The sequence below is a fragment of the Franconibacter sp. IITDAS19 genome (genome assembly GCF_023079515.1).
Lineage (GTDB): Bacteria > Pseudomonadota > Gammaproteobacteria > Enterobacterales > Enterobacteriaceae > Franconibacter > Franconibacter pulveris.
Genome location: NZ_JALJCP010000008.1, coordinates 475,341 through 494,402 on the forward strand (window position 1 = coordinate 475,341; position 19,062 = coordinate 494,402).

The following is a 19,062-nucleotide window of genomic DNA, read 5'->3' on the forward strand; positions in this document are numbered from 1 at the left end:
TTATAGGTTATCAGGCTGAGCGCGGCGGTAGTTGATAAATCTCGCTCTCCAGCTCTTGTACAGCCTGTTCATAGGCCTCTTTGCCACCAAAGCGCGTTTTGATGATTTCTGGCATGCGGCCAAGCTTATCAAACGGTTTCAGTTTGAGTACCTGAACGTCTTCGATTTCCTGAACACCGCCATCAGCGTATTTATCCAACAACGTGTTAAGCACCTGCTGTGCTGGTTCAGCATATTTAGTGAAGTAATCGCGCTTACGCACGTTGGCGGCGCGTTCCTGACGCGTTAACGGCGGCTGACCGTACACCACATGACAGAGCAAATCAAACGGGTCGAGATCTTTGCCAACCTCTTCGGCCAGCACATCCCAGAGAATGCCCAGTTGTTCCAGCTCTTCAATGATGATTTGCTTGCGCGGCGCTTCCTGCCACTTGCGCACGAAGCTATCCAGTGAGGCGTATTCACTGTCTTTGAGCATCGTTTTGCGAGTGTAATCCTGGAAGGACTCGGTAACCAGTTTGCCGTCAGCATCGTAATACTGAACACGCTTTGCCAGCACTTTCACCGCCACGCCATTCACATAGAATTTACGAACTTTGTCTTCATCATCGTCATGAAATTCGCCGTTGCCTGATTTTTTGTTGCGATCCACACGATATTCGGCTTCGTCTTCCCGCGCTTCGCTGGCAGTGTGGCTGGCCTCATCAACATGCTCTTCTGCATCCAGCTGGTCGTTGAAATCGGAATCTTTGTCAGAAATGTCGCCGGGTTTCACCACCAGCACTTTTTCTGGCAGACCATCAAAGCGTGGATCGGCAAACAGCTCTGTCGCTTTTTTGAAGTCGAGAATGGTGAACCACAGCTTGCCGTGCTTTTCGTTGATGCGCGTGCCGCGACCAATTATCTGTTTAAATTTGGTCATCGACTGGATGTTTTGATCCAGCACCACCAGCTTACAGGTCTGGGCATCGACGCCGGTGGTCATCAGTTCTGACGTTGTGGCGATGACGGGATAGGCTTTTTTAGGGTTGATAAAGTTATCCAGCTGCGCCTTGCCGATGTCGTCATCGCCGGTGATTTTCATCACATACTTATCGTTCTTCAACACCTCTTCTGCATTGAGGACGACCAACGCGTGACGCATACGATCGGCGTGATCGATGTCGTTACAAAAGACGATGGTTTTATCCATCGGGTTAGTGCGTTTCAGATAATCGGTGATGGTTTGCGCCACCAGCATGGTGCGCTCATCAATCACCAGCGTGCGGTCAAAATCTTTCAGGTTGTAGATACGGTCTTCAATCTCTTTACCGTATTTATCCAGCTGGCCTTTGATTGGTCGCCAGCCCTGCATATCGATATCAATATCGACGCGGACCACTTTATAAGGCGCGAGAAAGCCGTCTTCAATGCCTTCTTTTAGAGAGTAGGTATAAACCGGTTCACCGAAGTAATCGATATTAGAGACTTCTTCGGTTTCTTTTGGTGTCGCCGTCAGGCCAATTTGTGTGGCGCTACCGAAATACTCCAGAATCTCTCGCCAGGCAGAATCTTCAGACGCGCTGCCACGGTGGCATTCATCAATTACAATGAGATCGAAGAAATCCGGGGCCACCTGCTTGTAGGCTTTTTGGTGTTCTTCCGGTCCGGTAATGGCCTGATACAGCGCCAAGTGGACCTCGTAAGCCGGATCGATATTGCGTCCGGTAACTTTAGTCATGGCGTTACCGAATGGCTGAAAATCGTTACGTTTAGTCTGATCGACCAGAATGTTACGGTCCGCAAGGAACAGAATGCGTTTTTTGTTTTTCGCTTTCCACAGTCGCCAGATTATCTGGAACGCGGTATAGGTCTTCCCCGTACCGGTCGCCATGACCAGCAGGATGCGGTTCTTTCCAGCCGATACGGCATCTACCGTTCGGTTGATTGCCTGCATCTGGTAATAACGAGGGGATTTGCCGCTACCGTCATCGTAGTAATCCTGACTGATAACAGGCAGCTGTTCCTGAGTGAACCCTTTCCAGGCGCAATATTTTTGCCAGAGCTGTTCTGGTGTTGGGAAGTCGCTGAGGGCAATTTCCGATTCAAGCTTCTGTGGATTAGTCTTATCGTGAAAAATAAATCCGTCACCATTGGAGGCAAACACAAAGGGCACATCAAGCAGACTGGCGTAATCCAGACCCTGTTGCATCCCTTTGTTAATGGCGTGCTTATTGGCTTTGGCTTCGATAACCGCTAACGGCAAGTTCGGCTTGTGGTACAGAACGATATCGGCAGATTTTACCTTTATACGTGAGGCCAGTTTGCCACGGACCACAATCTTGCCATCACGCAGTTTCACTTCCTGACGAATCTGAGCCAGATCATCCCAGCCAGCTTCCTTAACCGCAGGAAGGATAAATTTGCTAATGATATCCGTTTCAGTCAGGTGCGTTTTGTTCACGCCAGCCATAGCAGAGCACTCCATGATATTGGGTTAGCTCTGATTTTACACAGATTAATAGCCGACGTAATGACCTGAAACGAGGTTTTGAGTAGCTATTGGTAAGTTCAAGACGATTGCCTATATCTGGCACCATATCTCTGGTTATTAATAACTGTGCAAGCCGCCGGTTTTATATGCTGCCGCTATGGTACTGATAATTTAGTGGATTAATTCGTAGCATCCTTACTGTCGGTTGGAGAAAACCCAGGCCATGAGAAGTGAAATGTTTCTGAAGAATGGAGCGAAAACAGAAACCTTGAAGAAATCCAAACCACGTCATTACCCGGATCTCTTCATGCATAAAAGCAAACAAACTTATGATTCTGGAGCGCAGATGTGTCTCGTTATTGACGGTATTCATCAGGATTAGTGTACGGCTGTTTATCGTGAGTTTGTCTACCAGTAGTGTCGTTTTACCTGAGCCAGCAAAGGCGAAAATCAACTCCTCAGCCATACCAGATCCTCCCGAATGTAGCCAGGAACGCTGAATTCTTCTCCAGCATATTGTAAGAGCTTGAATGCGGCTTCTGTTTTAGTGGCCAGCATATAGTCTCGCCCTATAAGCGTTCGTTGACCTTCTTCAAACAGTCGATCGGCAATATCAACCTGACGCTTTCTGCTGAACGGGACGGAGGCGGGTTGTCGCGTCGAGATAATGCTGTTGTTTCAGATGCCGTAACAATACCCGCCCCTCCGGCATAAACTCTGTGCCGTAGCGCACCAGACCAACCCCTTTGAGTTCAGCGTCAATGGCATAGCGAAGCTCACCGGGGACGGCTTGTTCAAGCAGGACAACGGCTACCTTTTTCAGACGGGGTTCATATTTGAGCAGTACGGCAGACAATATGCCCATCAGTTCATGTGCCGTACCCGGCATACCCTGGAGGATTTTAGTCATGTCAGGCAGGCCATAGTCCGGCAGATGTTTAAGCGTGCCAGCACGGCAGTTGAGGATCCGTTGCATGTTGTCGAGCACCGAGAGGATGACCTGATTTTCTTCACTGACCTGATAAAGATCGAGGCCGCCGATGAAGTTGCCGGTCAGCATTTCATACAGTGAGGGTGTGTTGTGTCCCTGGGGCATCATTCATCCTTAAGAGGTTGCAGAATCAGATGATTGTTACCGGCTTCCAGAATGCGCGGCTTATCCGGGTCAAGGTCTTCGCGCCCTATCACCAGCTTCCAGGTGTTGTTGACCATATCCGGGTGACGGAATAGCCCTGCCACAGCGACAAACTGCGCGTCTTCTTCCATTGGCATATCAAGATTTGCATCACCGCCAGGTTTCATCACAACATCCCGGATCGCGAGCAGGTCGGCTTTCAGTACGGTGTCGCCATCCTTGAGGAGCTGCTGGTAGACCGTTTTATCGAAGGTTTTGCGGTCTTTCAACTGCCAGACACGAACCACCACTGGCTCAGACAGCGAGTTACTTTCGCGGGAATCCGTATTCAGCGCTTCACGGGCGGTGAAATCCAGGTGCAGCACCTTAATCTTTTTATAGAACAGACTGTTAAACGTCGATTTTGCGCCATCGGTGATGCCCTGGGTCGCCCCGCAGCCCGTCAGGCTGAAGGCCAGCAGCGGTAACAGTAAGCCGGCAGATTTAGTTAAACTTGTACGTAACACATCGGTTTCCTTGTTGTGGTGTCGCGGGCTGCAGGCCGGTGTAAAAGCCCAGTTCCGTCGTAAAGGTCTGCGGGATATCGTCCGGGAGGTCTTCGTCTTCCGCGCCCAGAACGCCATTCATCCCCAGCCAGAATGGGCCTTCGCCGAGCGGCGGCGGAGCCAACAGACGGGTAGCGGTAGTAAGGGTGATTTTTGCCTTAAAGCGCCAGCCCAGATACACCCTCAGCATCACCAGAAAATCCTGATACAGCAGGCCATCCGGTTTCCAGCCCTGCGCTTCCTGTTCATTATCGGTGGACAACGCTACCAGCAACTGGCTGTTGGCATCCATCGCCTCGTCACCGAGCGGCGTGTTACCATCCAGGAGAAAATCATCATCGCCATAAAAACCCAGAGGCTGACTGACTTCCACCGGACGCAAACAGTACGGACTCACCTGTACGGTGGTATCCGGGGCCAGCAGGGTCACCAGCGCCTGCATGCCCTCCTGGGTTTTGCCCGGCTGCTGCAGTATGCCAAGCAGCGACAGAAAGCGTGATACCGGAGTGGCGATGTGCTCTGCGGTGCCCGGAATGCCCAGCCCCACCAGGCCAAGCAGTGACTGTGAAATGCTGTCGGTGCCGCCAGGCTCGAACGTCGCCGGGTAAGAGTATTTACGCCAGATGCGGTAAAACTGCGTCAGGATGCGGTGGCTGAAGATATCCAGAAAGCCCTGCAATGCCTCGTACCCTTCGCGACGCTGGGTGATGTCATTGAGGTACGCAGTTGGTAAGGGGGAATCGACACCGTACATCCCCATAAAGGTCGTACGGATGAGCGGTGGCCTGCTGTCATCATCCTCGTCATATTCGACAGACTTCAGTTCGCTGGCCGGGAAGCCCATCCCCGGATGTGGCGCGAACCGCACCGGGTCATCTGCGGGATGGCTGGTTGAGCCCATCAACGGCCGGTCCGGATTTAGTTTCTCCAGTAGCTGGCAGAAACGGTAAAAGTTTATCCGGTTAAGGTCAGCCTCCAGGCGCGGGGTCAGCCGGGAATACGGCGGTTGTGCTTCTCTTCCCATTCCAGGCGCTCTCCGGTTGGTTGCAGGATAATAATCAGGCGGTTAAACAGATAGATATCGGTATACAGCGCGAAGAAGCGGCTCAGCATCTCGCCAAACAGGCAGATGTCACCGCGACCGGCAAAACCATGGCTGTCCAGCGTCACTTCAATCTGCACGCCGCGCACCAGGTAGCCCTGCTCGAAACGCTCGGTTTCGCTGTGCTTAACGTCAATGATGGCTTCCAGGCGACGGCGGTTCATCTCGCTGTCGGTCCATTCGTACAGCGCCAGGGTACCGCGCAGCACGTCTGCGTTGTCCATCATCGACAGAAAACCGCTGCCAAGATGACTCAGCACACGCCAGTGGAAACGGTCCTGCGCCGGGGGATAACAGGGCAGCGTCGGCGCACACAGGTTACGGACGGCAATACTTGCCGAGGTGGTTTTCATCACCGTATCGAGCACGGTGCTCTGCAGCGCACGGCGAGGTAGCTGTCCGTTGGTACCAGTGAGCGTCAGTGACAGGCTTTCATCCTCCGGCACCGTGTGGTTATCAAAGGCCTCGCCACCGAGGATAAGCCAGGTGTTATGCAGCCCGGACGGACCGCGGCGCACGCGGGTATGGTAGTAATACTCCGGGGCTTCATGGCGCATCATCCCACCCTTGTGGCGGAAGCTCGAGAACGGCACGTAGGTATGCTGGCTCGACGACATCACCGAATCCACTGCGTATATCTCGGTATGTCCATCCTGCACGCGCATCGGGCGCAGCATATATTCAGTCTGCAGGGAGTTGAGTGTCAGCGGGTCAGATTCCAGCGGGAACAGGTTAATCACCGGCACACAGTTCAGGCGCAGATGTTTTTCAGTAAAGCTGAAGTCATGCTCCCAGCGCTCCGCCAGCACCACGTTGATTTCAAACCAGGGGAGCTCGGCCGGAAAGGCCACGGTATCCAGTCCACATAACCCCGTGAACATGAATTTCTCACGGAAGGTGAAGTACTCCAGCAGCAGCTGATAACCGCTAAAGCTGCTGCTGCCTTTCGGCCACAGGTCGTCGTCGTCGCCAAAACCCAGCGCGGTGAAATACCCGTCGAGCGGTCTCCTGTCCATGTCACCCGGCATCCGCAACCAGAGGCGCGCAGTGTTCATGGTAAAAGCTTCATGCATGGCGCAGGCCAGCGGTGCGTCTGCGTTGAAGTAGAACGGGAGCTGGCTGAGATCGACACGGCTCCAGTCGGCAAGATGGCTGCAGTTGAAGCGCAGGTTGATGACCGAACGCCCGTCAGGGTCAGTCGACAGGCGGGCGTGTTCCAGCGACAACGGCTGAAGGGTAATCTCTTTGGTTGTAGTGTACCGACAGCGAGTGCCCTTCTCACCGATCGGCCGCGAGTTCACCTCAAAGCCTTTCACAATACGCATCGGCTCTTTCATTTCGCGCCATTCAGGCGTGAACTCCACCACCGACATTGACGGAATGGTGCGCAGGTAATGCGGCCACAGAAGGCTAACCAGCCCTTCGGTCAGTTCAGGCAGGTCGTCATCGAGCTTTTCACGCAGCCGGCCCATCAGGAAGGCAAAGCCCTCGAACAGGCGTTCCACGTACGGGTCGCGCGCGCCCGCTTTATCGAGATTGAGCATTGCCGCCTGCTCGGGGTGAGCACGGGCAAACTCTTCACCGGCTTCCAGCAGGTAGCGCATTTCAGCGTCATAATAACGCAGGGTTAAGTCGTCCATATAAGTTATATTCTTATCATTAATTAAATACTGGGGATTCCAACTCCAGTTAATTTATATTAAAACTAACAGCTAGCTGATATCGATTGCTGAACTTCTTTTAATCAGAGATACAATTAAAGTGGTGAATTTGTTTTTCTCTCATAATGCTATCACTTCAGGTTTTGCCCTTGCAATTCGCTCAACCTTGATAGACTCAGAGTCGACGACATAGATACCCTCACTTGCATATACGAACAGAGGTTTATTGACGTTGTTTTTAATGGTAACAATAAGTTATGCCGAAACGAAGTGAACAACTAGCACCAATCGTCTTAAAAGAATGCAATGGAAATCAGAGGTGTTTTATTTTCCAGAATAAGTCCTCACTCTTCTCCAGGTCATCTGCATTCCAACGCTATGCTTTTTGAACGGAGGATTCCAAATGTAACTCACCCCTTTTCCCCTGTTACTTTTTTAGGCTAATTCAATTTATTTTTCTGGTGATACATTTAATTTTTTAAAGCACATAACACCCTTCAATGGTTCAATCGTTTCACTTTCATGTCCAATGTACACATTATATGAACAGTAACCAACATCTGAAGTAATATCAAAAATCGTACCACCGCTAACAATAGCAGCTGAACCCTTCTGGTTTTTAGTATTCCACCCAAGGTATAATTGACCATTATTTAAATTAAGAACCTGCCAAGATAGAATGATTTCCTCATGTCCATCATTATTTATCAAAACAGGCCTCATCGAATTCTCAGCCTGTTCAATATCAGGTTCAACATTTTTCACGCCTGTGCCTTTGTATAGGTAAACAACATCACCAGAATTATTATATATACTTACAGAAGGCTTAAGGTAATTAGCAAATATAACAAAAAAAACACAATACAAGGAGAATGACAACAGTATTTTTTATCATTGAAACTCCGCAGGCATATTAATCCGCTCAGGATTCTTCCCATTCCAGCACCAATGGTCAGTTCTGGACTCTGAAAAACCTTTCGTTCATGTATTTACAAGCGCATCAAGAATATGCTGAGAAGCAAGTTTTTCAGCATACTTACCAAAACGGTGGTATAACTCAAAACCAATCTTCATGCTTGTAACATCATCCAGAGTATCATCACCCATAGCACCCGGGGTCATATTTTGTTCCCAAGTAGAGCCTTTTAATAATAGATCTTCAGAAAACCCGACACTTAGCCCCACATATCCGTAATGGATATTTGACCAGACATCAAGGTAAAAATCATACTCTTTATATTTATGATAGTAGCTTTCTGACATTCGTTTTGATTCCAAAGGCCGAGTTACCGCAACTGATTTAAATTTTTTCCTTATTCTGTTCATTTTCATTTAACATATTAACGAAGCTTCTGGTAGCTTTAATATTTCTCTTTGATAGGGGAAAGTTTTTTTAGGCATACCCCACCCACTTCATTAATAATCTCGAAGTTATTGTGCCCAGGTTTTATTGTTAACTGTGCCGAACACACGCCTGTTTTTGAAGAAAGTAGAAAATTCTGACCACCACCGCCAGTGGAGTTATATGCATAGCGCCCCCCAATTAGCCAGCCGACATTAAGCTCATACCCCTCTGAAATTACAGAAAAGAAAGATGTAGTTAACTTCAGCTCTCCTCCAGGAACAATAATATCAGGGCGGGCTTTCATTATTTTATCAACTTCTTCTGGCGCTGGTTCTATACCAAACAAGCTCTCATCAGCTTGCAAATATAAATTTTCATTTGTGTCATTCTGTATAATAACAACGGGCTTGAGAGGAATAATACGAACCACACCGAGAAAAATTAATAAAGAAATAAACATCAAAATCAAGATTTTTTTCATAATGTTTATTTCCCAATTTCATCAGGATTATCTTCATTCCAACACCAGTGTTTCTGTTTGGACACTGGCATTGATGTTTGTGGCGTGTTATCGAGTGCGTCCAGAATGTCCTGGGCTGTTAAGGCGTCAGCCATTTTCCCAAATCTGTGGTACAACGAAAAGCCGATTTTCATGCTGGTTATATCATCTAATGTATCATCACCCTCGGCACCTGGAGTCATATGTTGCTCTAAGGATGAACCTTTTAACAGTTCCCATTCGCTAAAACCGACACTTAAGCCAACATAACCATAATGAATATTTGACCATACATCATAAAAATAATCATATTGCTTAAATTTATGATAATACGATTTAGACGGAGTTCTACTTGGCGGTGGGAGTGGACGAGCAACAGCTACTGAACCAAACATATCACGAATTTTTGGCTTATGATCCCACACTGAACCTGTTTTCACTGTTTGATGCCAAACAATTATAGCTTCAGATAGATGAGGCTCAGGACGAGGAGCTAATTTCGCGTAAAACGGTAGGTTATCCCATTCTTTTTTTGCGTTCTTTATAGTTTCATCATCGATATAACCTCTTATAACATTTGCAAACCGACCTCTGACATTGGTTTTGATTTCATTGAGTATATAGTCAGCAACCTTTATAGCGCCGTCAGTATGCTGACAATGCAGCTTACTTTTAAGATCTGACGACTGCCCGGTAGTCGTTACTGTCGGAGTAGTTGCTGATGAAGTGGCTGTGGCTGCCGCTGTCGTTGTTCCTCCTGCGGAATTTGCACTGTCTCCGCTCTTCTCGTACGTATCATCCATCATCGACGGAATAAACTTCGCCTTGCAGGGGCAGCTACTGTAGCTGTCGAGCGTGCCAGCCATTCGCCTGCCATGGATGGTGTCGTTATCAATGCCGCCGGCTATCCTGTAAAGCCCGGCATGTTTACCGCAGGTGACGCTGTCCTGCTCCCGGGCTACAGGTTTATCAAACAACGTGTGATCCTCTGCGCCCGTGGTGATTTTCCCGCCGCAGGTTGTCTTGTCGCCCTGCACCAGGTAAAAGCCTTCAGCTCCCATACGTTTCCCTTTTCCCTTAATTCAGTCCTGATTACCCACAAAGCACAGCACTGCTGGCCGGATCGAGTGCAATCAGACCGGACAGAAGCTGGTCCATTTCCGGCTGAAGCCGTGATTTTTCGGTTTCACTGCGCGTGGCTTTCATGCGCAGCAGTCTGAGGCGACGCGATTTCACTTCAAACAACAGCGCTGGTGTCCACTGCGTGAGGGTGATGGACTGTGCGGCACTGTCGAGCTCACCCAGCAGATGCAGCGCCAGTTCATTCTTGCCCTTCTGCTCAGCCACTCGGGCCATCAGCAAACGCAGCAACCATTTGTCTTTTGTGGCGTCGGTGCCCGGGCGGGTCTGCAGCCAGTGAAGAGTGGCATCCAGACCGTCTGTGTCGGCTTTCTCCAGCGCTTCCGGCTCGAGCGCCAGGATATCGTTGTCAGAATCACTGGTGGTACTGACCGGCCCATCTTTCCAGCCGGGCATATCGTCGAGCACGCTCTGATTTATCCAGTTCAACGTGACCTCATCGGCAAACGGCGTACCGTCATTAAAGGCCAGGGTTTCCAGCCCGGTGAGGCGGCGCAGCAGCCCTTTCAGGTCGGCGGCGATGATATCAGCCAGTACATCCTGCCCCGACTTCACCAGGGCCTGGTGGATATACCACTGCAAATCCAGCCAGAGGTGATTGGCGCCACGCGAGAAGGTGCTGTCCGCCTGCTCCAGTATCTCCAGCCAGCTCTGCTGCAGATACAGGCGTTTTAGCATCGCCCGCTGGTCAGCTCGCGGCGGCTCTATTCGGGTTTTCCCTTCGGCATCCGGTGCCGGAATAGCACTCAGCGTGTCATGACGCAGGCTTTTCATCAGCCGGTGTGCGGCGAGCCAGCCATCGGGCTGCTCACGCAGATATCCGGTCAGGGTACGGGCCTGAGCCAGCAAATCCTGACCGGAGGTAATGCGGCTCAGAACTGGCACGTCTGACTCGGTCGTGTGTGTGGAGGTCTGGGACTGAGCCTTATTACCGGCGTTCTGCGGGACCACGGCATCCACGCCACCGGCTTTTATCAGGCGAGATTCCAGGGCGCTGTACAGGGCATTCAGCTCTGGTCGTGACGCCTCCGGCTCTGTCTCCAGACTGTCGTGGATGAGCAACAGCGCACCGGCAGTGCGCAGTGCATCGTCGCGTGCCACTTCCGGCCAGAGTGACAGGCTGTCCAGAACTCGGGAGCCTGCGAGCCACTCCAGCGCCGGTTTACGGCTCCACTCGCGCTGAGGGTGAAGCTGCGTTCCATAGCGCTGTATCAACCCCGCCAGCAGTTCAAGCCCTTCGGCAAATCCGGTTTCCCCGTCCCGGTGCAGACGCGCCCAGCAGTAACAGGTAGCGACCCGGATATCTTTGGCAGTGGTGGTCAGCAGTTTTTCGGCAAGCGTGCAAATCAACCCGGTATCGATGCCGGAAAGTTTATTGACCTCCTCCCGGATACGCTGAAAATCATCGTCATAGCCGGGGTCTTCTCCCGTCGGACTGGCATCACTTACCGGAGCAAGCCAGGGCTGCCAGTTTTCCGTGCGTGCCTGCGCCTGCCGCCGCAGCTGAGTTTCGTCAGCCTGACAGGCCGCGACCAGATTTTGCAGAGTGCTCATTATTCGACTCCCTCCATGTCACTGTTTCCGGCACTGGCCATCAGCGCCTGCGCGGTGGCCGCGCTGTCGACACTGAATATCTGATCCGGCAGCGTGAAACCGCGCAGATCCAGCAGCGCCAGCGGACCTTTTCCGAGTTGCGAGCGCAGCACCCACTGCAGGGTGCGACCGTCCGGGGCGGTAAAGCTCATCATCCACTGGCTGCGGTCAAGCTCCGCACACTTGCCCTGGTCCAGCCAGCGAATAAAGCCCCAGGTCCCGCTGTAATCCCCGAACAGGCGCGCACCAGCGTTGACCGTGGTCCAGGTCAGCATCGTCCCCGGCTTGTAAGTGTCTCCCGGCCAGCGGAAGCTCTGCCAGTCGGCCATCTGATTGAAGTAGTGCAGCTTTTGTCCATCAATGGTCAGCTGAGTTTCCACCACCTGCGGTGCCGGGCGTGCCTGCAATTCGAAGCTGATGCCCTGGCTACCATCGATGAACAGAATGTCTGACAGCTGGCTCAGTTGATTAATGGCCCGCAGGAAAGCCGGGTTAAAGCTCAGCCTCTGGCTGTTGACCTTATCCGGTACCCACTGGCTGCCCTCTTTGTGCAGCACACCGTTGAGCTCTGTCGTCAGGAAGCGCTCTATACGCCCGCTGTCCTTACGCACAAATTCAGCCAGCATCGGCAAAGAAGCATCACTTTTGCTGGCGGCAAACGGGAAACGTCCGTCAAAGGCGGTGTGCCAGTTCGCCACCACGGAGCGGCTCCATTTGTCATTCAGACTCGCCGCCGACGGCTGAAGCACGGTCTCCCAGGCTTGGGTCAGTGGCTGCACAAACATCGTGCTGCCAAAACCGCTCCACTCTTCGCCAAGGCTTGCAGAGATGAGACTTCCGTACTGCTGGGTATCGGTGAGATCCACGCTTTTGCCCTGGAATACGGTCTGCGCCAGGGTCTGCATCATTGCCTGCGGATCAGAAGCACTGGCCACCTGTTGCAGGCGCAGACGCACGCGGGTGATGCGGGTCAGATACGTCTGCAGGCTCAGCGAGTTGTCAGCCGACATCACATTGCTGCCTTTGTTTTTACCCAGAAGCTGAAGCAGCGGGCCAAAGGTTTCATCCAGCGGCCCCTGGGGGCCAGTTGCGCTCTGGTCAATTACCGGTTTCTCTTTTCCGGCGACCAGGTCCTTCGCGGATTTAATGATCGAGTCAGACAGGCCGTCGACTTTCTGACCGGTCTGTCCCTGCCAGGCGAGGGTATTCATCAGGGCAATCAGTGGCGACTGACGGACATCACTCATCAGCGTCAGCTGGTCGGTGACGTCAGCAATGTTGTTCGCCGGGTTAAGTCGCAGGCTGTTGAGGAAATTCAGCCAGCTACCGGCAAAATCAGTGAAGTAACGTTGCTTCAGTCGCGCTTTCAAGGCTTCTGGTGACAGGTCTGAGGAAACCGCTTTCCGGCTGTCGCTCAGCACCCAGTCAATTTCATCCCGGCGGGAATTTGCGGCCTTTTCGATAGCCTGCTGAATACCCCCTTCCCACGCCTGGCGGGTGAACATGCCCGGTACGACTTCATCGGTGGTAAACAGGCGGCGGGCATCGGTGCCGCTGGTCATGTCCTCCAGAGACACATCAGCGAAGTTACGACGCACAGATTTGAGCATGTTCTCATACAGGGTGCTTTCAGCGTTACGTCGTCCTATCTGCTGCAACAGTACCTGGCGGCTCTGGCTGACCAGCTGCGCATCCGGTGTGATTTTCCACTGCGGCTGCTTCGGCAGTTCGGAAATATAAAACGCCCACAGATCTGGCGACAGGCTTTGCCACAGGCCGGTTGAAATGCCCATTCGCGTCGGCTGCACGGTTTTCATGGTCTGTGCGTAATACGCGCCGTCGGCTTTATCCGGACGGGACATCATCAGCCAGGCTTTCAGTTGGTCATAACCCGGCTTCGCCAGTTGTGCCCGCTGGTCGCTGTTGGGCGCTGAATTGACCAGCGCTGTCAGTTTTTGCGTCAGGGCAGTATTTGCCGGATCGCGTATCAGGCGGTTGTTTGCCACGCCGTACCACGGCAGCAGCGCGTCGAGCAGTTGTTGGTTATGGTCCAGACCAAAGCGCTGGTACCAGGGGGCTCCATCCTGAATGCGGTGCTGCAGGCGACCGGCGTCATTACGTAGCGTATGCAGAGCCGTGAGCTGATAATCCGATACGGAAGGATGCTCCACCAGAGCATGCGCCTGCTGCGCCACAGAGACAATTTGCAGACGGTTGACCGCAAACGACAACAGTGTTCCCGCCCCCCAGACACCGATAATGACCATCAGCGTCCAGGCAAGGGTCTGCTCCCAGGCCATACCGACACGGCGGCCACGCACGCTGGTACAGTCATCAACGATCCCCTGCCAGGTCACCGGTAGGGTCAGCGCATGGCGTTGTGATTCCAGGATATATTTCTCAGCGTCGGCAGGTACAGCACCGGCTGTTTTTCCTGCGATAGCGGCGGGTTTATTCTCCGGCAGGCTGAACATCAGGCCACGCAGCGGAACGCGCTGCTGAGAAGAGTGCAGCCATGGCATCAGTTGCTGAGCCCAGCGGGCGATACCGCCGTCCTGGAGGTGCTGGCCCAGACGCAGCAGGAAGTCGTGGCCGTTGTTCTCAGCGACCTGACTCACCCCCTGCGTACGCAATGCAGGCAGCATCAACTCAAGCTGCCGGGTAATATCATCAGGCTTAGCACGCAGCGGGAAAGCGGCCCCTACCGTCTGTTCAGTGCGTTTTGCCTGCGACCACTTGCTGTCGCACAGTTGCCACAGCCAGACCGGGGCGGAATAACGCAGTAACTCGCTGATTTTTTCCAGTCCGCGTAAATCGCTGTCACTGATTTGAGGGGTCAGATTAAGCGACTGCGGCATGACACGGATAATCCCGTCCAGAGGACGCCCGCGACGCAGCTTGCGCAGCGCGGTGTATTTTTCGCGATCGGGCTCAGCAGTCAGACTGCCGCCATAAATCAGAACGGTACGGTTACCTTCAAGCCACTGGTGGTGTTGCAGGCCGGGGATCAGTTGTTCGATTGCCGCCTCATCGCCAGCGATTAACAGCAGACGGGTTTTCCGACGCCAGTAAAGACCAATACGGGAGCGGAGATGTCCCCGAATCTTGTCATACATGGCCACCGCGGGGTGAACAGGCGCTTTATCATTTTCCCGCTTCTTTTTCTCATCATCACCGTTGGTATTGGCAACAAGCGCATTAAACTCCTGCTTACCGGCACTGCGTACTGCCGCCAGGAGCACCACGGATACGGTAAGGGCGCAGCCTGAAATACATACGCCGGCGATAAGCCAGTAAATTTGCTGCTGACTACCGTCTTCAATCCCGGCAATATCCGGATGTTTCCAGACCATGAACGTCATAACAGCTAACAGCAAAAAGAAAATCAATGCGACAGCAAGATAGCGGCCTTCCGTAGTCTTCGGTGCTAAAGGTAGCTTCACGGATCCATCTCCTGTCGGGAAGCAATCGGGGTAATGAGCGTGCTCCAAAGCACATTCTGTGTGGTATCACCGCAGACAATCATCTGTGGTGACTGAGTTTGTCGGGCGATTTCAGTGGCGGCAGCGATAGCCAGCCAGGGGGCTGCTGCTCCGGCATGTCCCATGGAGGTATCGAGAGAAATGACGGCTTCGTCCTCTACAGACTGCGCAGGGTGTGCATTCTGGCACTCGATAACTTCTGCCCGCTGCTCACCTGTCAGCCCGGCAAGCCATAAATTTTTCACGATATTTTCTTTGAGCGGGACGTTCCAGGCGGCCATCCTCATCCCCTCGCTCAGTTCACCTGATGGAGCAGCATCTGGCCGGTGAAGCAGCGCGAGAGGTTCGAGTGCCTCTTGCGTCAGGCGGTTGCCAAGAAGCAGAGCAACGGCTGCTTCAGCAGTATTGTTTGAAACAACCGGATCAATCTGGAGGCCAACAATCAATAACATCGCTTCATCTTTAATGCGGTGATCCAGCCAGTGGTTGACTACCCCCGGCCCATTGCTGTCTGTGTACTCAAGCGCGCAAGTTATGCCGCTCTCCTGCCAGGCTTCCTGCCAGATATCTCTGACAGCAGGGAAAGACAGAGATGACGAGACATCGAGGATGACAACAAGCGAAGCGTTCTCAGGAAACTGGTGAACGGGAAGATCGGCAATAAGCTCAGAGAACAAACGTGAGATGACCAATTCAGGAGTATCTTCTGGTTCTGTCAGGATACGGCTCAGCCTCCTGCTTTCTTCGCCTTTCCAGTCCGACTGCGAAATAATAATGCTGTGGTTATTGAGCATTTCAACTGCAACAGAAGATTGTTCATCTTCCTGATGGGCCGTAATAAATGTTGTATTCAGCACCTGAAGCGCACGGCGTGCCCTACGGGTCTCACTTAAGATCCATTGCTCCCGACGCCGGTCAAAACCATTCGCTTTACTGTCCTGTAATGACCAGATCCACATGCGAATAGTGAAACTCACAATCCACACAACGAATGGTGTACCAATAGCCAACATCCAGAAGTGACCGTTATCGATGTATCGTCCGAATACCCGCATAAGAATTACGCTGATGACCAACATCGCCACTAGGACAGCAAACCAACGAGATGCTTTTGGTGGAACTGGTCGAAGATAACATTCAGGAAGGTGTTTAAGGGAATACAACATTAATTATCTCGATATGAAAATAACACAAACGAATTTTTTGATTATGGGTAATGCTCATCGCAATAAATCTTGGTTTAATAATGAGCTATCAAAGTTTCTACTCAGTAGAAACCTTGGACAAAACACTTTTAGGGAAATGGCTCAGGCATTCAGGGCTTTCAGTTACATTAAAATGGCTAACGTGACCTATATCATTAATATACATAGCACTTACTTCAGGCGTTCCATCTTTAGCGATGCCACGATAAAAAACCCCTCCAACCCGACGATTAGATTTGCTTAAATATATAACTTCGTCAGTTGAATTGCCATTTTCCATACTATATATGGTCAAGGAATCTAATTTTAAAATAGTGCCATTTAAAATATATGCATGCCCATCGATAGCTAACCTGTCGTCACCCCAAGGATAATTTGCTTCACTGGCACTCGTTAGAAGAAGGTATGAATTATCTTTACTGGTTTTAGCACTCATACTTTCATAAACATCAGAAATAGCATTCGTGGGAATCATAGCACACATTGAAATAGATTCTTTGTCAACGTTATCATTTGCAATGACAATAAGTTGTCGGCAAAATAATGCATAGACCACAGAAGATTAAATTTGATACCAACCCACTAAATGTGGAAGAAAAATTGATTATCAATTTCATTATTCATACCCCTCCAATTAACAGTAGAACGACATAATCGGCAATACCCCTAATTGACCTTTTACTTGCTACTGTCATTCAACATTTTTTCATTTACTTTATTATCCAAACCTATTTCCATACTTTCAACAGACTTTAATACGTAAGGGATTTGGCTACTATCTGAGGCAAGGCTACCTGAACCGCAAAGTGCACTATAAGTAGAATCTTGAACCAAGCAAAAACTAACCAGCTCTTTTGCATTTTTATAGGTTTCTTTATCATCCTTTGTAATATTCTCATCAAATACAACATATCCCTCAGCATTCTTTGCTTTGATATTGTATAACTTCAGCGACTTGTAAGGTCCATCCTGATCTGAAGGAATAATTTCAGATTTTTTATTGTTTGCTTTAACCCATAAGGATTTGCTTCTCGAATAAACAATTTTTTCATTCATGCTTCTGTCATACCCGTTACTGTACACAGTATCGGACGATAAACAGACCCAAGTATTGACAGGGAATGTGTTAGCGGGGTTATTTTCTTCGGCGTTTATTTTATTTTTAGGTGATGCTCTATACTCTTTAAATTTTATAATACTGCAACCGCTAGACTCTGCAGTATTGTAAGAAACAGATGAATTATCATTAATTTCTCTTGCTATGAAATTATCACCATTAAAATCAGCGGGCATATTTATTTCAGGATTGATATCTGCAAAAGTGAACTTACAAGTTGAAAATATGAAAAAAGCAAAATATTTTATTTTCATCTTTTATCTCCTTAACACAATGCCTTCAGGCTTATCTAAAGTAAACGTATTGTTTTCATCTGGGAATTTAATTTCTGTCAACACAGCCAAGGCACAAGTATATGCGCAGCAACGCTCTATAAATCCATTTATCCCTTGATAATTTCGTCTACTGATGGCACCTGGCAAATTAACAGTTGCACTCGCCCGCCAGAACGCTGGGCTACGATAATAGATCTTAATACCATTCCCTGCAGTCACTGCCTGTCTCTGTAGTTCATGAGCTTCATCGGCATATTTTGCCATACCGGTTAATGACCAATAAAATCCTGCGCTATCGGATGGGTCGAATAGTCCAACATCGACATCTTCACGCCAAGACATCACTTCTTGCTCAAGTCCAGGATGTTGTCCGTCATATAGAATCCTGTTATCTAATCTTTTTTCCCGTTCCCTGAGAGCACGGTCACCCTGGACCCTTCTATAGTCACTGACCAATTCGTCTCGAACATCTTTATTAAATGACCTTCCCCGATATGTAAAATATTTATAGAAATTATCAGGGTTAGTTAACTGCAGGAATCCCCTGCCGTACCAAGGAAAATACCAAATGTTGTAATGGTATCTATGCCCATGCTCATCTGTAGCGGAATATCGATAATCTTCTCTAGTTACATTCAGCCATTTAGTTTCCTGTACCGAATTCCCTAAAAAACTCACCAATCTTAAAGGTGTGTTAATGCAATACTTCCTAAACATCTTATTCAGCATTGGATAATGTTTTGAGAAGACAGATGTATCACTTTCATGAAACGTGACTGGTTCCCAACTATAGCGAGAACCCGAAGGCCTTATTATATTACGTGGTACAACTTGTTTAAATTCTTCTCGACTGAGCCAATTACATTTACGAAAGTGAGAAATAAATACTCTAGGTTCTATATTCCACAGTTTTCCGCTACCGAGAGCTCCTGAATCAAAACACAGCGCTTCTGCATGCTGTTTGAACTTGCCATAATCTTCCTCATTCATCAGAACGCGATCCTTTTTTTCCTGGGTCCCAGGGACCGTCCATATGGCCGTTTTTTCCGGCGTACACTGCTCCCAGGGCAGACCGGTCATCAGCCATTTATATCTGGCATCTATTGTGCTTTTTTCCCACTCGAAGGGTAAACAGCAGATAAGTTTGTTGCGTTGAGCTTCATACCGGCCCTCTTCCTGTAACTTCCTGATGATCGCCGAATTACACTGGCTGTGAGTATCATTGTCATCATCAACCAGTAACCACCCCGTCCAGTGGGGGAAATCTGCATCGCTAAACTTTTTAATGCAGGGATCGGCAAGATTGACCACCCCAGTTCCACCCGGATAACTGACGGTCATCCATAATGGCGCGTCTGCCGGCACCAGCGTTTCATGCCCGGTATTGATGACCCGGCCAAAACGCAGCAGCTCAAACCCGGCACTGGGGCTCTCCTTATAATTCCGCATCGCGGTTTTATAGAGATTGTATTCATAATCTTCACCGTCGG

At 50.2% G+C, this 19,062-nt stretch carries 15 protein-coding genes and 1 pseudogene; all 16 read right to left on the bottom strand.

Translation table 11 applies throughout. The annotated features are described in order from the left end of the window. Positions 1-10 precede the first annotated feature (10 nt). Positions 11-2,452: a DEAD/DEAH box helicase family protein gene (locus MT962_RS19320; protein ID WP_247366240.1), complete on the bottom strand. Its 2,442-nt coding sequence runs from the start codon at positions 2,450-2,452 to the stop codon at positions 11-13. A gap of 163 nt (positions 2,453-2,615) precedes the next feature. After that, on the bottom strand, positions 2,616-2,939 hold the full coding sequence (locus MT962_RS19325) for a hypothetical protein (RefSeq protein ID WP_247366241.1): 324 nt from the start codon (positions 2,937-2,939) through the stop codon (positions 2,616-2,618). 147 nt (positions 2,940-3,086) lie between these two features. Beyond that, on the bottom strand, positions 3,087-3,569 hold the full coding sequence (gene tssE / locus MT962_RS19330) for a type VI secretion system baseplate subunit TssE (RefSeq protein WP_247366255.1): 483 nt from the start codon (positions 3,567-3,569) through the stop codon (positions 3,087-3,089). Next, positions 3,569-4,114 carry a type VI secretion system lipoprotein TssJ gene (gene tssJ, locus MT962_RS19335; RefSeq protein ID WP_247366242.1) on the bottom strand — a complete coding sequence of 182 codons (546 nt, stop codon included), beginning with the start codon at positions 4,112-4,114 and terminating at the stop codon, positions 3,569-3,571. Before tssJ ends, tssE begins: the two co-directional genes overlap by 1 nt. Then, the gene (gene tssG / locus MT962_RS19340; protein WP_247366243.1) at positions 4,092-5,177 is read right to left on the bottom strand and encodes a type VI secretion system baseplate subunit TssG; all 1,086 of its coding nucleotides are present in this window, start codon (positions 5,175-5,177) and stop codon (positions 4,092-4,094) included. Before tssG ends, tssJ begins: the two co-directional genes overlap by 23 nt. Next, positions 5,141-6,895, bottom strand: coding sequence for a type VI secretion system baseplate subunit TssF (gene tssF, locus MT962_RS19345; protein WP_024558522.1), 1,755 nt, complete (start codon positions 6,893-6,895; stop codon positions 5,141-5,143). The genes tssG and tssF overlap by 37 nt, the downstream gene beginning before the upstream one ends. A gap of 471 nt (positions 6,896-7,366) precedes the next feature. Beyond that, entirely contained in the window at positions 7,367-7,681 is a 315-nt protein-coding gene (locus tag MT962_RS19350) for a hypothetical protein (RefSeq protein ID WP_247366244.1), read from the bottom strand. A gap of 216 nt (positions 7,682-7,897) precedes the next feature. After that, positions 7,898-8,248, bottom strand: a complete 351-nt coding sequence (locus MT962_RS19355; protein ID WP_024558523.1) for a polymorphic toxin type 44 domain-containing protein — start codon at positions 8,246-8,248, stop codon at positions 7,898-7,900. Positions 8,249-8,277: 29 nt separating this feature from the next. After that, positions 8,278-8,742 (bottom strand): hypothetical protein, encoded by a 465-nt coding sequence (locus tag MT962_RS19360; protein ID WP_024558524.1) that lies wholly within the window; start codon positions 8,740-8,742, stop codon positions 8,278-8,280. A 5-nt stretch (positions 8,743-8,747) separates the two neighbouring features. Then, a complete protein-coding gene (locus MT962_RS19365; RefSeq protein WP_247366246.1) occupies positions 8,748-9,821 on the bottom strand; it encodes a polymorphic toxin type 44 domain-containing protein in 1,074 nt (357 codons plus the stop codon). Between the two features lie 31 nt (positions 9,822-9,852). Further along, complete coding sequence (tssA, locus tag MT962_RS19370; protein ID WP_247366247.1) at positions 9,853-11,454, bottom strand: type VI secretion system protein TssA; 1,602 nt, start codon at positions 11,452-11,454, stop codon at positions 9,853-9,855. Continuing rightward, positions 11,454-14,936: an ImcF-related family protein gene (locus tag MT962_RS19375; protein WP_247366248.1), complete on the bottom strand. Its 3,483-nt coding sequence runs from the start codon at positions 14,934-14,936 to the stop codon at positions 11,454-11,456. Before MT962_RS19375 ends, tssA begins: the two co-directional genes overlap by 1 nt. Beyond that, positions 14,933-16,141, bottom strand: a complete 1,209-nt coding sequence (locus MT962_RS19380) for a hypothetical protein (protein WP_024558528.1) — start codon at positions 16,139-16,141, stop codon at positions 14,933-14,935. The genes MT962_RS19375 and MT962_RS19380 overlap by 4 nt, the downstream gene beginning before the upstream one ends. Positions 16,142-16,238: 97 nt before the next feature. Continuing rightward, a complete protein-coding gene (locus MT962_RS19385) occupies positions 16,239-16,655 on the bottom strand; it encodes a hypothetical protein (protein WP_247366249.1) in 417 nt (138 codons plus the stop codon). Between the two features lie 203 nt (positions 16,656-16,858). Beyond that, a complete protein-coding gene (locus MT962_RS19390) occupies positions 16,859-17,551 on the bottom strand; it encodes a hypothetical protein (RefSeq protein ID WP_247366250.1) in 693 nt (230 codons plus the stop codon). 3 nt (positions 17,552-17,554) lie between these two features. Next, positions 17,555-19,062: pseudogene (locus MT962_RS19395) on the bottom strand (M23 family peptidase); the annotation flags it as partial.

Coding starts and splice junctions, on each gene's coding strand:
- MT962_RS19320 (WP_247366240.1), bottom strand. CDS start 2,452: ATGGCTGGCGTGAACAAAACGCACCTGACTGAAACGGATATCATTAGC.
- MT962_RS19325 (WP_247366241.1), bottom strand. CDS start 2,939: ATGGCTGAGGAGTTGATTTTCGCCTTTGCTGGCTCAGGTAAAACGACA.
- tssE (WP_247366255.1), bottom strand. CDS start 3,569: ATGCCCCAGGGACACAACACACCCTCACTGTATGAAATGCTGACCGGC.
- tssG (WP_247366243.1), bottom strand. CDS start 5,177: ATGGGAAGAGAAGCACAACCGCCGTATTCCCGGCTGACCCCGCGCCTG.
- tssF (WP_024558522.1), bottom strand. CDS start 6,895: ATGGACGACTTAACCCTGCGTTATTATGACGCTGAAATGCGCTACCTG.
- MT962_RS19355 (WP_024558523.1), bottom strand. CDS start 8,248: ATGAAAATGAACAGAATAAGGAAAAAATTTAAATCAGTTGCGGTAACT.
- MT962_RS19360 (WP_024558524.1), bottom strand. CDS start 8,742: ATGAAAAAAATCTTGATTTTGATGTTTATTTCTTTATTAATTTTTCTC.
- MT962_RS19365 (WP_247366246.1), bottom strand. CDS start 9,821: ATGGGAGCTGAAGGCTTTTACCTGGTGCAGGGCGACAAGACAACCTGC.
- tssA (WP_247366247.1), bottom strand. CDS start 11,454: ATGAGCACTCTGCAAAATCTGGTCGCGGCCTGTCAGGCTGACGAAACT.
- MT962_RS19380 (WP_024558528.1), bottom strand. CDS start 16,141: ATGTTGTATTCCCTTAAACACCTTCCTGAATGTTATCTTCGACCAGTT.
- MT962_RS19385 (WP_247366249.1), bottom strand. CDS start 16,655: ATGATTCCCACGAATGCTATTTCTGATGTTTATGAAAGTATGAGTGCT.
- MT962_RS19390 (WP_247366250.1), bottom strand. CDS start 17,551: ATGAAAATAAAATATTTTGCTTTTTTCATATTTTCAACTTGTAAGTTC.